This window comes from Variovorax ureilyticus, from assembly GCF_037889935.1.
GTDB classification, from domain to species: domain Bacteria; phylum Pseudomonadota; class Gammaproteobacteria; order Burkholderiales; family Burkholderiaceae_C; genus Variovorax; species Variovorax ureilyticus.
The window spans coordinates 95,303-108,692 of sequence record NZ_JBBKZU010000010.1 but is presented as its reverse complement, the minus strand read 5'-3'; the positions used below and the strand labels follow the sequence as shown (position 1 = coordinate 108,692).

Sequence of the window (13,390 nt, the reverse complement as noted above, 5' to 3'; positions counted from 1 at the left end):
GAGCAGCGGATGCTCAGCCGTGAAACCGGCTCCAGACGAGCTACTGCACGAATCCCATGCGTCCGCGCTGCACGCCGCCACGCGGAAGATCCTCCGGGCGAACTTCGTCGCGGCCCTCGAGCCGGGCATTGCCAAAACCGGTCATCAGCGCGCGGCGCATCTCACGCGGGGCGAGCGTCGCGAGCTGGTCCAGCACGTCGCTCGACGGTTCGGGCGACAGCAGGCGGCCCCAGTCATGCTCGCTGCGGATCGATGCGTAGAGCTGGCGCGCGATCTGCCGTGAGGCCTCGGGCGAGGGCGCGTCGATCTCGAACACGTTCATGCGGTTGAGGATCGGCTCGGGAATGCCGCGCTCATCGTTCGCGGTCGTGATCCAGATGACCTGGCTGGCGTCGATCGGCACTTCGGCGAATTCGTCGACGAACGCGTGCGCGGTGTCGTGCTCCAGCAGGTTGTAGAGCGCACCCAGAGGGTCGTACTGGCTGTCCGCGCCGGCCTTGTCGATCTCGTCGATGACCATCACCGGATTTGCGTATTGCCCATCCACCAGCGCCTCGAACACCTTGCCGGGTTTCGCGCCCTTCCATTGCGACGAGGCGCCGGAGAGCAGCCAGCCGGCAGTCATCGAGTTCATCGGCACCAGCGACATGCCGGTTCCGAGCAGTTCGGCCAGCTTTCGCGCGAAGTGGGTCTTGCCGATGCCCGGCGGACCCAGCAGCAGCATGGGCGTGACTTCGAGTCCGTCGCGGCTGTCCTGCGAGAGCGCGACATGGCGCCGCACGTCGTCGAGCACCTCGGTGAAATTGGGAAGTTGCGCGTAGAGGCCGGACATCTCCGGCACGCCGCTGGGCTTGACCTGGAAGCGGTCGGGGCCGCGCTCCAGCATGCGTTCGTAGGTGGTGCGCAGGTGTTCGTGGTCGTGACCCGGCAGCTTGGCGAGCCTGCGCTCGACATCCTGCGTCTGGAAAACGCTGCGCAGGCTGGCGACCGGCAACTGGAACGACGACGCTGGAACGAGACTCCGGGAATCCATGGACACCTCCGTTTCGGACACTTGAACACAGCATAAGCCGTGCCCAATGTCGGCGGGTGTCTATGTTTCCTCGGATTTGCGGAATCGTCGCGTGTCGGTCAAATACCACCTTGAGGGTGCGTGGGATCGACCCAGAGCACCGATTCGGGTTTCTCCACCGGCTCGATATCGAGGTTGATCGCGACCGCCTCGCCGTCGCTGCGGCACAGCACGCATTCGAGGGCCTCGGTCTCGCTGGCGTTGATTTCCTGGTGCGGCACGTAGGGCGGCACGTAGATGAAATCGCCGGGACCGGCTTCTGCCGTGTATTCGAGGTGCTCGCCCCATCGCATGCGGGCGCGGCCCCGAACCACGTAGATCACCGATTCGAGATGGCCGTGGTGGTGCGCGCCCGTCTTGGCATTGGCGTGGATGGTGACGGTGCCGGCCCAGAGCTTCTGCGCACCGACGCGCGCGAAGTTGATCGCGGCCGCGCGGTTCATGCCCGGCGTCTGGGCCGTGTTCGTGTCGAGCTGGTTGCCGGGGATGACGCGCACGCCGTCGTGTTTCCAGGCGCCGTCGTGGTGCGCGTGGCCATGATCGGCGGGGTCGTGGCTCACGGAGTACCTTCGCGCAGCAGTGCTTCGGGCTTCGCCTTCGGAGCGGCCGTGAGGCTCATGTCAGACGTTGGCGTTCAGCATCTGCTGCAGTTCGCCGGACTCGTACATCTCCATCATGATGTCCGAACCGCCGACGAACTCGCCCTTCACGTAGAGCTGCGGAATCGTCGGCCAGTTGCTGTATTCCTTGATGCCCTGGCGGATGGCATCGTCTTCCAGCACGTTGACGGTCTTCATTGCCTTGGTGTCCACGCCGACGGCCTTGAGGATCTGGATGGCACGGCCGGAGAAGCCGCACATCGGAAAGCTGGCGTTGCCCTTCATGAAGAGCACAAGGTCGTTGGTCTTGACGAGATCGTCGATGCGTTGCTGGGCGTCGGACATGGGAGCACTCCTGAAATTGGGCTGGGCGGATTATTTCACCGCACGCCAGATCCCGCCGGAACATCTTGCGATGCCGGCGAGGTCGTCGCGGCTTTGGGATTCGGAGAAGCCGCGCTCCCGGAGCAGTTGCCGGACGGCTTCGCTCTGGTCGTAGCCGTGTTCGAGCAGGAGCCAGCCGCCGTCCGCCAAGTGCTCGGGCGCGGCATCGACGATGCGGCGGATGTCGTCGAGCCCGTCGTCGCCCGAGACGAGGGCGCCCTGGGGCTCATGCTGCAGTGCCGCAAGATGGACGTCGTTGCGGGCGATGTAGGGCGGGTTCGAGACGATCAGGTCGTAGCCCGTCCCGGCGCCGCCCAGCCAGTCCGCCTGCTGGAAGCGCACTGCCAGGCCGAGGCGTTCGGCGTTGGCGCGCGCGACCGCCAGTGCATCGGCGCTGGCATCGACGGCGGAGACTTTCGCGTCGCGCCGTGCGTGCTGGATGGCCAACGCGATGGCCCCGCTGCCGGTGCCGAGATCGATCACGGCCGGCGCGTCGCGCCCTTGCAGACATTCCAGCGCCCATTCGACCAGGGTCTCGGTATCCGGGCGCGGGACGAGCACGCGGGCGTCCACCTGCAGGCTGAGCCCGTGAAACTCCTTCTCTCCGATCAGATAGGCCACCGGCTCGCCGGACTTGCGGCGGGCGCAAAGCCTGGCGTAGTCGGGCCAGATCGCGTCGTCCAGCGTGTCGGTGTCATGCACCAGCAGCCAGGCGCGGTCGGTCGATGGGCGTCCGAGCACGTGAAGCAGGAGCAGCTGGGCATCGAGCCGGTCGATGCCCATGGCTGCCGCCGCCGCCAGCATCGCGGCCGGCGTCGCGGGAGAGAGCGGGTAGGTCGTGGTCACGCCGGCAGGCTGGCTTCGAGTTCTGCAAGCTGCTCGGCCTCGCGGGCGGCCTTCAGCGCATCGAGCACTTCCCCGAGATCGCCTTCCATGATGGTCAGCAGCTTGTAAAGCGTGAGGTTGATCCGGTGGTCGGTGAGCCGGCCCTGCGGGAAGTTGTAGGTGCGGATGCGGTCGCTGCGATCGCCGCTGCCGACGAGCCCCTTGCGCAGCGCGGCGTCCTTGGCGGCGCGTTCGCTGCGTTCCTTTTCCTGGATGCGCGCGGACAGAACCTGCAGCGCCTTCGCCTTGTTGCGGTGCTGGCTGCGGTCGTCCTGGCACTCGGCCACGATGCCGGTCGGGATGTGCGTGATGCGCACCGCCGAATCGGTCTTGTTGATGTGCTGTCCGCCGGCGCCGCTTGCACGGAAGGTGTCGATGCGCAGGTCGGCCGGGTTGATCTGCACCGCCTGCGCTTCGTCGGGCTCCGCCAGCACGGCGACCGTGCAGGCGCTGGTGTGGATTCGCCCCTGCGTTTCGGTGGCCGGCACGCGCTGCACGCGGTGGCCGCCCGACTCGAAGCGCAGCCGGCCGAAGACGTCGTCGCCGACGATGCGAACCACCACTTCCTTGTAGCCGCCGAGTTCGCTCTCGCTTTCGCTCACGATCTCGCACCGCCAGCCGGCGCGGTCGGCGTAGCGGGTGTACATGCGCAGCAGGTCGCCCGCGAAGAGCGCGGATTCGTCGCCGCCGGTGCCCGCGCGGATTTCGAGGAAGGCATTGCGCGCATCGTCCGGGTCCTTGGGCAGCAGCAGGCGTTGGAGCTCATCCTCGAGCTGCACCAGCTCCGCTTCGGCGCTCGTGATTTCCTCCTCGGCCATCTCGGCCATGTCGGGGTCTTCGAGCATCTCGCGCGCGGCGGCCAGGTCGGCTTCGCGCTGCTTGTAGCGGCTGTAGCGGCCGGCGATCTGCGTCACGTCCGCGTGCTCGCGAGAGATGGTTCGGTACTGCGCCATGTCGGACATGATGTCCTCGCGCGAAAGCAGGAAGTCGAGTTCGCCGAGACGTTGCACATAGCGCTCGAGCTGGTGACGCAAGAAGGATTTCACGGGAGATCGGGGCGGATGGCGGGAGGGGTTGACCGCAGGCGGTGCGGCAACGGCGAGTTTGGCGCGCGGCGCCGGAAGCAACGGGCGTCGCTAACGCTCTTTGTTGCGCAAGTCGTTGCGCAGGAAGAGGCGGGAGATCGTCTGCGCCGTGTGTTCGCGCGCGGCGGAATCGCCGGCGTGCAATTCGGCCATCGCGCCGTGGAGCATCTTCTGGGTGAGCGCGCGCGACAGCGCCTCCAGCACCACGTCGACGCTTTCGCCCTTGGCGAGCAGCTTGCGCGCCCGCGCCAATTCGATCGCGCGCCATTCGTCGGTCTGCGCATTGAGCTGGCGGATCAGCGGCACGGTTCCGCGCTGGTCGAGCCAGTGCATGAAGCTCTGCACGCCCGCGTCGATGATGACTTCGGCCTGCGCCACGGCGGCCTGACGGTTGGCCTGGCCCTGCTGCACGACCTGCGCGAGATCGTCGACGGTGTAGAGATAGATGTCTTCGAGCGCCTTCACCTCGGGCTCGATGTCGCGCGGCACGGCCAGGTCGACCATGAACATCGGCCGGTGCCGGCGCACCTTGAGCGCGCGCTCGACGGCGCCCAGGCCGATCAGCGGCAGGGTGCTCGCGGTGCAGCTCACGACGATGTCGAATTCGGCGAGGCGGGCCGGCAGGTCGGCCAGCCGCATGGCTTCGCCGCCGAAGCGCGACGCCAGCTTTTCGCCGCGCTCCAGCGTGCGGTTGGCGATGACGATGGACTTGGGCTGCTTGGCCGCGAAGTGGGTCACGGCAAGGTCGATCATCTCCCCCGCGCCGACGAAGAGGACGCGCGTGCGCTGGAGATCCTCGAACAGCTGGCCGGCGAGCCGGACCGCGGCGGCGGCCATGCTGATGGAGTGGGCGCCGATCTCGGTCGCGGTGCGGACTTCCTTCGCCACCGCGAAGGAGCGCTGGAAGAGCTGGTTCAGCGTGCTGCCGAGCGCTCCGGCGGTTTCGGCGGCGCGGACGGCATCCTTCATCTGGCCGAGGATCTGCGCCTCGCCGAGCACCATCGAATCCAGCCCGCTCGCGACGCGGAAGGCATGGCGCGCCGCCTGATCGTCATGCAGGGTGTAGGCGTGCGAACGAAGCAGGGCCGGCGAAACGCCGCCGCTGTGGGCCAGCCAGTCGACGGTGTGGTCGAGTGCGAGGTGTTCGGCCGCGCAGTAGATCTCGGTGCGGTTGCAGGTCGAGATGATGGCCGCTTCGACGTCCGGATGCCGGCTGGAGCCGAATGAGTGACGCAGACTCTGCAGCGTGGGGGCGATCTGATCGATGGCGAACGCAAAACGACCGCGCAGATCGAGTGGCGCGGTCGTGTGGTTCAAGCCCAAGGCCCAGACTGACATAGCCCGGGATTATAAAATCCGCGGCCCGCAAACGCTCCGGCATCCAGAAATGGCCGTTGCAGGGCGACCCGAATGGCCCCGCTGGACTTCATCGACCACCTCCTCAACTTCATCGCGCCGGCCTTCGCCGTCGGCTTCCTGTGCGCGTTGCTCGGGCGGGTCGGCCAGCGGCCGGCCGGCAAGCGGATGGCCTGGTGGGTGCACGGCGCGGTCAATTTCGTCGTCGGCGTGGCCGTGCTGGCGGCGGGCCTGGTCGTCTTCGGCCAGGACGCCCGGATGGCGACCTACGCCGCGCTGGTGGTCGCGTGCGGCACCAGCCAGTGGCTCGTTTCCGGCGGCTGGCGTCGCTAGAAAGCTACGCGGTGGTGCCGGGGAGAATGCCCGGTGGCGGGGCCGCTACGGTCGGCGGCGGCGCCGGGGCGCCGGGCGGTGACGGAATCCCCGGATAGGCCGCCATCGGCAGATCGGCGTCGCGCAGGCCGTCGAGGATCGAGAACAGCACGTCGCTGCGGACCGAACCGGCGACCCGCGGGCTCTGCACATAGGCCACAGCCTGGAAGATCAGGAACCCGACCTCGATCCCCTCCAGCGTGACGCTCGGCGCCGGTGTCGACAGCACGCCCGGATGTTGGCCGAACGCCGCCAGGATCACGTCCCTCGCGCGCGACGCATCGGTGGTCAGCGGCATCGGCAGCCGGATCAGCACGCGGCCCTCGGCGTTCGACAGCGTCATGTTGCGCACGGTCTTGGTGATGAACTCCGAGTTCGGCACGATCATCGTCGAGCGGTCGCCCAGCTGGATCTCGGTGGCGCGCACGTTGATCCGGCGGATGTCGCCTTCGGCATTGCCCAGCACCACCCAGTCCCCGACCTTGACCGGCCGCTCCGCCAGCAGGATCAGCCCCGAGATGAAGTTCTGCACGATCGCCTGCAGGCCGAAGCCGATACCGACGGACAGCGCGCTCGCCACCCAGGCGATGCGCTCGATGCCGATGCCCAGCGCCGACAGCGCGAAGGCGATCACCGTGATGCCGCCCACGTAGCCGAGCAGCGTCGTGATCGAGCTCTGCATGCCCGGCTCGAGTGCCGTGGTCGGCAGGAAGCGGCTGTCCAGCCAGTTCTTGAGGATGCGCAGGGCGATGAAGCCGGCGACCAGCACCGCCACCGCGCTGAAGATCGCCCCCGGCACGAGCTCGATCTCGCCGACCTTCACGCCGGAGCCGAACTTGCCGCTGCGCTGGAGCACCTCGCCCGGACCGGTGCCCAGCGGCTGCGCGATCGCGATGAGCATGTAGAAGAAGAGCGCGACGCGGCTCAGGCCCGAGAGCGCGACCGCCGTCTGATCGAGCGTCCGGGACGCGAGCCCGAAGCTCGCCTGCAACCGCTGCCCGAAGCTGCTGTGCGACGACACCACCGCCATGAAAAGGTCGTCCGCGAACTTGAACAGCACGTAGAACGCCGCAAGCACGATGCACAACCAGTTCAGCTGCAGCGCCAGGAAGCTGGCCATCGCGACGTAGCCGACGGCCACCAGCACCCAGATCACGACCAGGATCAGCGCGACGAGGCCCAGCACGATGCCCACCCAGAGTGGGCGCTCCGCCTCTTCCGCGGGCGCTGCGGCCGCGGCTGTTGCCTCCTGCGGCGCCGCCTGCACGGCGCGCAGCCGCAGGAGCATGGCGCCGATCATGCCCGTGAGTGCCAGTGCCACCACGACATGAGCCGCGACCACCGCCGCGAAACTGGCTTCCACCACGGCATTCACTTGCGTCGGCAGCCAGACCAGCGCCGCGACCAGGGCCATCAGCCAGGGAAAGGGCGCCAGCCGCGCCGCCATGGCGTCGGGTATCGGCGGCAGCCGCCACGAAGGCTGGCCGTTGGACAGCAGCGCCCGCCCGAGACCCACCACGAAGGCGATGAAGATGCTCGACTGCACCATCGCATCGCCGAGCCTTCGCGTCTGGTCGCCCCATACCCCGTGCAATTCGAAGGTCGTGTACACACCCCGCACGGCCAGGAAGACCAGCAGGACGTTGGTCGCGACGATGGCAATCACGAGCAGGGAGCGTCTCAATCGACCTGAGGGAAGGACGCGCGCCGCGAGCTGGGTGAGTGTGCGTTCTGCAAGCCAGTTGCCGGGCAGGGCGATCAGGACGGCGAAGATCAGGCTGAAGATCACCGCCGTGATGTGTTCGGGCTCCGTCGCGGTGTCCACGCTGGCCTTGAGTTCCGACCCGAGCGCCTGGAGCCGGTCGATGTCGCCGGACCACGCATCGGCGAGATCCCCCCAGAACTCCCGTCCCAGCGGCGTGGGAGCGCGCTCGGTGAGCTGGGCTTCGAAGATCGCCCGGCGCTTGGCGAGCAAGTCGGTCGCGCGCTGCCGCGCATCGACCGCCACGAGTCGGGCAAGCCGGATATCGGCGTCGACCGCGTTGCGCTCCTTCGTGAGCGTGGCGCGTCGTCCGGTGATGTCGGGCGTCTCCGCCGCGGCGCCGCCGGCGGGCACGGGGCCGAGCTCTCCGAGCCGCGCGTTCAGGTCGTTGAGTTCGCTGGTGCGCGAGGCGATGAACTTCTCGGTCGCGGCGGTGATGCTGTTGAGCTGCGTGATCAGGGCGCTCACATCGTCCGAGCTCTCGACCGTCTTCGGCATCTTCTCGAGCTCGGCGCGCAGCGCGGCGATCGTGGGCTCGACCGGCTCCGGGGTGGCCTGCGCGAGCGAGGCGCAGCAAAACATGGCGGCCAGCAGCAGGGCCGCGAGGCGTGGGAACCAGCTCATGACTTCATCATAGAAGGCATCCGCCGGCCGCCGGAAGGGCTACCTGGTCGGGCTGAACCGGTCGACCCGGTCCGTGATGATGCCGTCCGTGCCCAGCGCGATGAGCCGCTCGGCCGCCCATTCGTCGTTGACCGTGTAGCTCAGGGCGCGCAGGCCGGCGGCATGAACCCGGGCGACCGTTGCGGCATCCCAGAGCGCGTAGTTGCAGACGATCGCCTTGCATCCGAGTTGCAGCGCCGTGTCGAACCAGCCGTCCCACAGGGTGTCGAGCAGCAGGCCGCGCGGCAACTCGGGCTGCGCTGCCATCGCGCCGCGCAGCGAGTCGGGTTGGAAGGAGGTGAGCAGCGGCGGCGGGAGTGCCGGGTCGGACCACCACAGCGCGGCCTGGCGCGCGACGACCTCGCCGGTCCTGTATTCGCCGCCGGGCGTCGGCTTGATCTCGATGTTGAGGGCGTGTCGGTTCGCCAGGCAGAAGCGGATGAGGGCCTCGAGGGTGGCGAGCGGTTCGCCGGCGTAGCGGCGCGAATGCCAGCTGCCGGCATCGAGCTGCGACAGCACGGACCATGGCTGATCGCCGGCGACGCCTCGTGCGTTGCTGGTGCGATCGAGCGTGGCGTCGTGCAGCAGGAAGGGCACGTCGTCGGCGCTGAGCTTGGCATCGCACTCGAACATGCGAAAGCCGTGCTCCGCACCGAGCCGAAAGGCCGCCAGCGTGTTCTCCGGCGCGAGCTTCCCGGCCCCGCGATGCGCTACCCAGCGCGGATAAGGCCAATCAGTCAGCGGCATATGAACCCGTCGCAGAAAAGGCCAAGGCACCCGCGGAACCGGCTCCGCCGGGCCGCCGGGTGAGCCCCCCTCGCGCCGCAGGCGAGAGAGGGGGGAGCCGCGAAGCGGCTTGGGGGGTGGTTGTCATTTCATTCGCTTCCCGGAACCGGCATCGAACCAGTGCAGCTTCTCGGGCCGTGCAGCGATGCGCATCGTGTCGCCCGCCACGGCTGCCGGCTGGCTTTCGTCCACGCGCATGACGAGTTGCTCCTCGCCGATGCGCCCGTAGATCAGGCGCTCGGCACCAAGAAGCTCCACCTGTTCCACCTGCACCGACCAGCCGTTCGGATCGAGCATCAGGTGTTCCGGGCGGATGCCGAGGATCGTGCCCGGCCGAACGCCCGGCGCGTGCTTGAGGAGGTTCATCGGCGGCGAACCGATGAAGCTGGCGACGAAGGTCGTCGCGGGGCGCGAGTACACCTCTTCGGGCGTCGCGAACTGGTCCATGACGCCGCCGTTCATCACGATGATGCGCTGGGCCAGCGTCATCGCCTCCACCTGGTCATGCGTCACGAAGAGCGAGGTGATGCCGAGCTCGCGGTGCAGTTTCTGGATTTCGAGGCGGGTTTGCGCACGCAGCTTGGCATCGAGGTTCGACAGCGGTTCGTCGAAGAGGAACACCTTCGGCTGCCGCACGATCGCGCGGCCCATCGCGACGCGCTGCCGCTGGCCGCCCGAGAGCTGGCGCGGCTTGCGGTCGAGCAGGTGGCCGAGTTCCAGAATCCTGGCGGCCTTGTCCACGCGGACCTTGATCTCGGCGGATGGCACCTTGGCGATCTTCAGGCCGTAGGCCATGTTGTCGAACACCGACATGTGCGGATAGAGCGCGTAGTTCTGGAACACCATCGCGATGTCCCGCTCGGCCGGTTCGAGGTTGTTCACCACGCGGTCGCCGATGAGGATGTCGCCCGCGCTGATGTCCTCAAGGCCCGCGACCATGCGCAGCAGCGTGGACTTGCCGCAGCCCGAGGGCCCGACGATGACGATGAACTCGTGGTCCCCAATCTCGGCGCTGACTCCGTGGATGACCTGGTTCGCCTTCGGCCCGTGACCGTAGCGTTTGATGACGTTGCGAAGCGAGAGGGATGCCATGATGTTTTTTGTCTATTCAGAGCCGAAGCCAGGGATACCAGATCCCAAGCCAGGGATACCGCGGAACCGGCTTCGCCGGGCCGCCGGTATCGCCCCCGGCCGGGGGTTGGCGGCTACACGAAGTGAGCGAGCCTGGGGGCGAGTCATTTTTCCGTGTCGACCAAGCCTTTGACGAACCATTTCTGCATGAGGACCACCACCAGCGCTGGCGGCAGCATGGCGAGCAGCGCGGTCGCCATCACGATGTTCCATTCGTTCTGCCCGTCGCCGCCGGCGATCATCCGCTTGATGCCGATCACGATCGGGTACATGTCCTCGGTCGTCGTCGCGAGCAGCGGCCAGAGGTACTGGTTCCAGCCGTAGATGAACTGGATCACGAAGAGGGCCGCGATCGAGGTTTTCGACAGCGGCACCAGCACGTCCCAGAAGAAGCGCATCGGGCCGGCGCCATCCATGCGGGCGGCTTCGATCAGTTCGTCAGGCACCGTGAGGAAGAACTGGCGGAACAGGAAGGTCGCCGTCGCCGAGGCGATCAGCGGAATCGTCAGGCCCGCGTAGCTGTTGAGCATGCCGAGGTCGGACACCACCTGGTAGGTCGGGCCGATGCGCACCTCCACCGGCAGCATCAGCGTGATGAAGATCGCCCAGAAGCACAGGCCCTTGAGCGGGAAGCGGAAGTACACCACCGCGAAGGCCGACAACAGCGAGATCGCGATCTTGCCGAAGGTGATGACCAGCGCGGTCACGAGGCTCACCCACATCATGCGGGCGACCGGCGCCACCGAGCCGGCGCCCGAACTGCGGCCGAACAACGCGGACTTGTAGCTTTCCCACATATGGCTGCCCGGCAGCAGCGGCATTGGCCGCTGGACGATTTCCTGCGCCGTGTGGGTCGACGCGACGAAGGCCAGGTAGATCGGAAAGGCGACGATGAGCACGCCGAAGATCGCGACCACGTGCGCGAGGATGCCGAGGGTGGGTTTGCGCTCGACCATTTCAGTAATTCACCTTCTTCTCGACGTAGCGGAACTGCAGCACCGTGAGCACGATGACGATGGCCATCAGCACCACCGACTGCGCCGCCGAACTGCCCAGGTCCATGGCCTTGAAGCCGTCGTGATAGACCTTGTAGACGAGGATGCGGGTCGCGGTGCCGGGGCCGCCCTGGGTCGCCGTATCGACGATCGCGAAGGTATCGAAGAAGGCGTAGACGACGTTGATCACCAGGAGGAAGAAGGTGGTCGGCGACAGCAGCGGGAACTGCACCGTCCAGAAGCGCCGCCACGGCCGCGCGCCGTCGATGGCGGCTGCCTCGATCAGCGACTTCGGGATCGACTGCAGCCCCGCCAGGAAGAACAGGAAGTTGTAGGAGATCTGCTTCCAGACGGCGGCCATCACGATCAGCGTCATGGCGTGCGATCCGTTGAGCAGGTGGTTCCAGTCCAACCCGATCCTGCCGAGCGCGTAGGCGACCACGCCCAGCGACGGCGAGAACATGAAGACCCACAGCACGGCGGCCACGGCCGGCGCGACGGCGTAGGGCAGGATCAGCAGCGTCTTGTAGATCATTGCGCCGCGCACGATGCGATCCACGAACACTGCCAGCAGCAGCGACAGCGCGATGCCGATGCCCGCCACCAGGATCGAGAAGAGCGCCGTCGTCTCGAACGACTCGACGTACCCCGGGTCGTTGAACAGCTCCCGGAAGTTCTGCAAACCCACCCATTCGGTCGAAGTGCCGAAAGCGTCCTGCATCTGCATCGACTGGGTGAGCGCCTGGCTGGCCGGCCAGAAAAAGAACACGCCGATGACGATCAGCTGTGGCGCGAGCAGCGCCCAGGGCAGCCAGCCCGAGCGGAAGACAACGCGTTTTTCCATGAATCCCTCAAAAAAGAAACCCCGCCGGCTTCTTGCGCGCCGGCGGGGCTGCGAGTCTACCGTCCGGCTCAGCTCTTGTTGGCTTTTTGGAAGCGCTCGAGCTGTTCGTTGCCGCGGGTCACGATGGCGTCCAGTGCTTCCTTGGCGGTCTTCTTTCCGCTCCAGACCTGTTCCAGTTCCTCATCCTCGATCGCGCGGATCTGGACATAGTTGCCCAGGCGGATGCCGCGGCTCTTGTCGGTCACCTTGCGGATCATCTGCGTCACCGCGACGTCCGTGCCGGGGTTCTGCTTGTAGAAGCCCGACTGGTCGGTGAGCTGGTAGGCCGCGGTCGTGATGGGCAGGTAGCCCGTGCGCTTGTGGCTGGCGGATTGGACTTCAGGCGTCGAGATGAACTTGAAGAACTCGGCAACGCCCTTGTATTCGGCCGGCTTCTTGCCCGACATGACCCAGAGGCTGGCGCCGCCGATCACGGTGTTCTGCGGAGCGCCCGGCACGTCGGGGTAGTAGGGCAGAGGCGCCAGGCCGTAGGCGAACTTGGCGTTCTTCGCCACGTTGCCGTAGAAGCCCGACGAGGTGTTGATCATGGCGCACTCGCCGGAGACGAACGACGCCTCGGGCACATTGCCGCGGCCCTTGTAGATGAACAAGCCTTGCTTGGACATGCTGGCCAGGTTCTCGATATGGCGCAGGTGCAGCGGCGAGTTCACCTTGAGGCGGGCATCCGTGCCCGACAGGCCGTTGTTTTTCGTCGCGAACTCGACGTTGTGCCAGGCCGAGAAGCTCTCGAGCTGGGTCCAGTTCTGCCATGCCGTCGTGAACGGGCACTTGTGGCCGCTCGCCTTCAGCTTGGCCGCTGCCGCGACCACTTCGGGCCAAGTCGACGGCGCCTTGTTGGGGTCCAGGCCGGCCGCCTTGAACGCGTCCTTGTTGTAATAGAAAACGGTGGTCGAGCTGTTGAACGGGAAGCTCAGCATCTGCCCGTTCGGCGCGGTGTAGTAGGCGGCCACGGCGGGGATGTACACGCCCGGGTCGAACTTCTGCCCGGCGTCCTTCATGACCTGGGCCACCGGGACGATGGCTCCCTTGCTCGCCATCATGGTCGCGGTGCCCACTTCGAACACCTGCAGGATGTGCGGCGCGTTGCCGGCACGGAATGCCGCGATGGCAGCGGTCATCGATTCGTCGTATTGGCCCTTGTAGGTGGGGACGATCTTGTATTCCTTCTGGCTCTCGTTGAACTGCCTGGCCAGATCGTTGACCCATTCGTTGTTGACGGCGGTCATGGAATGCCACCATTGGATTTCGGTCTGCGCCAACGCGGAAGTGGAAAGCGTTGCGGCGAGCGCCGAGGCCAAGGCGAGCGTTTTGAATCGCATGAAGACTCCTCTGGGGGGAATGAAAGCGCGGATGCTAGGTCGTGCTTATGACACGACGGCGTCACAATTTTTGACAA

The 13,390-nt window shown here is 66.8% G+C and carries 13 protein-coding genes; 1 reads left to right on the top strand and 12 read right to left on the bottom strand.

All coding sequences use genetic code 11. The features are described from left to right. Positions 1-40 precede the first annotated feature (40 nt). The 6 genes from WKW77_RS22105 to hemA form a co-directional block, all read right to left on the bottom strand. On the bottom strand, positions 41-1,033 hold the full coding sequence (locus WKW77_RS22105) for an AAA family ATPase (RefSeq protein ID WP_340359029.1): 993 nt from the start codon (positions 1,031-1,033) through the stop codon (positions 41-43). A 98-nt stretch (positions 1,034-1,131) separates the two neighbouring features. Next, on the bottom strand, positions 1,132-1,632 hold the full coding sequence (locus WKW77_RS22100; RefSeq protein WP_340359028.1) for a cupin domain-containing protein: 501 nt from the start codon (positions 1,630-1,632) through the stop codon (positions 1,132-1,134). Positions 1,633-1,692: 60 nt separating this feature from the next. Next, complete coding sequence (grxD, locus tag WKW77_RS22095) at positions 1,693-2,016, bottom strand: Grx4 family monothiol glutaredoxin (RefSeq protein ID WP_340359027.1); 324 nt, start codon at positions 2,014-2,016, stop codon at positions 1,693-1,695. A gap of 30 nt (positions 2,017-2,046) precedes the next feature. After that, positions 2,047-2,859 carry a peptide chain release factor N(5)-glutamine methyltransferase gene (gene prmC / locus WKW77_RS22090; RefSeq protein WP_340359199.1) on the bottom strand — a complete coding sequence of 271 codons (813 nt, stop codon included), beginning with the start codon at positions 2,857-2,859 and terminating at the stop codon, positions 2,047-2,049. Positions 2,860-2,897: 38 nt separating this feature from the next. Continuing rightward, positions 2,898-3,986, bottom strand: coding sequence for a peptide chain release factor 1 (prfA, locus tag WKW77_RS22085; protein WP_340359026.1), 1,089 nt, complete (start codon positions 3,984-3,986; stop codon positions 2,898-2,900). A 90-nt stretch (positions 3,987-4,076) separates the two neighbouring features. Next, positions 4,077-5,363, bottom strand: a complete 1,287-nt coding sequence (gene hemA, locus WKW77_RS22080; RefSeq protein WP_340359025.1) for a glutamyl-tRNA reductase — start codon at positions 5,361-5,363, stop codon at positions 4,077-4,079. 72 nt (positions 5,364-5,435) lie between these two features. Between hemA and WKW77_RS22075 the strand changes: the two genes are divergently transcribed. Next, positions 5,436-5,714, top strand: coding sequence for a hypothetical protein (locus WKW77_RS22075; RefSeq protein ID WP_340359024.1), 279 nt, complete (start codon positions 5,436-5,438; stop codon positions 5,712-5,714). A 4-nt stretch (positions 5,715-5,718) separates the two neighbouring features. Here WKW77_RS22075 and WKW77_RS22070 read toward each other — a convergent pair whose 3' ends face one another. The 6 genes from WKW77_RS22070 to ugpB all read right to left on the bottom strand — a co-directional run bounded on the left by WKW77_RS22070 (position 5,719) and on the right by ugpB (position 13,313). Further along, the gene (locus WKW77_RS22070; protein ID WP_340359023.1) at positions 5,719-8,139 is read right to left on the bottom strand and encodes a DUF3772 domain-containing protein; all 2,421 of its coding nucleotides are present in this window, start codon (positions 8,137-8,139) and stop codon (positions 5,719-5,721) included. A 39-nt stretch (positions 8,140-8,178) separates the two neighbouring features. Further along, a complete protein-coding gene (ugpQ, locus tag WKW77_RS22065) occupies positions 8,179-8,925 on the bottom strand; it encodes a glycerophosphodiester phosphodiesterase (protein ID WP_340359022.1) in 747 nt (248 codons plus the stop codon). Between the two features lie 123 nt (positions 8,926-9,048). After that, positions 9,049-10,056 carry a sn-glycerol-3-phosphate import ATP-binding protein UgpC gene (locus tag WKW77_RS22060; RefSeq protein ID WP_340359021.1) on the bottom strand — a complete coding sequence of 336 codons (1,008 nt, stop codon included), beginning with the start codon at positions 10,054-10,056 and terminating at the stop codon, positions 9,049-9,051. 143 nt (positions 10,057-10,199) lie between these two features. Beyond that, positions 10,200-11,051 (bottom strand): sn-glycerol-3-phosphate ABC transporter permease UgpE, encoded by an 852-nt coding sequence (ugpE, locus tag WKW77_RS22055; protein ID WP_340359020.1) that lies wholly within the window; start codon positions 11,049-11,051, stop codon positions 10,200-10,202. Between the two features lies 1 nt (position 11,052). After that, complete coding sequence (gene ugpA / locus WKW77_RS22050) at positions 11,053-11,934, bottom strand: sn-glycerol-3-phosphate ABC transporter permease UgpA (RefSeq protein ID WP_340359019.1); 882 nt, start codon at positions 11,932-11,934, stop codon at positions 11,053-11,055. A 68-nt stretch (positions 11,935-12,002) separates the two neighbouring features. Beyond that, positions 12,003-13,313, bottom strand: a complete 1,311-nt coding sequence (gene ugpB, locus WKW77_RS22045) for a sn-glycerol-3-phosphate ABC transporter substrate-binding protein UgpB (protein ID WP_340359018.1) — start codon at positions 13,311-13,313, stop codon at positions 12,003-12,005. Positions 13,314-13,390: the final 77 nt, after the last annotated feature.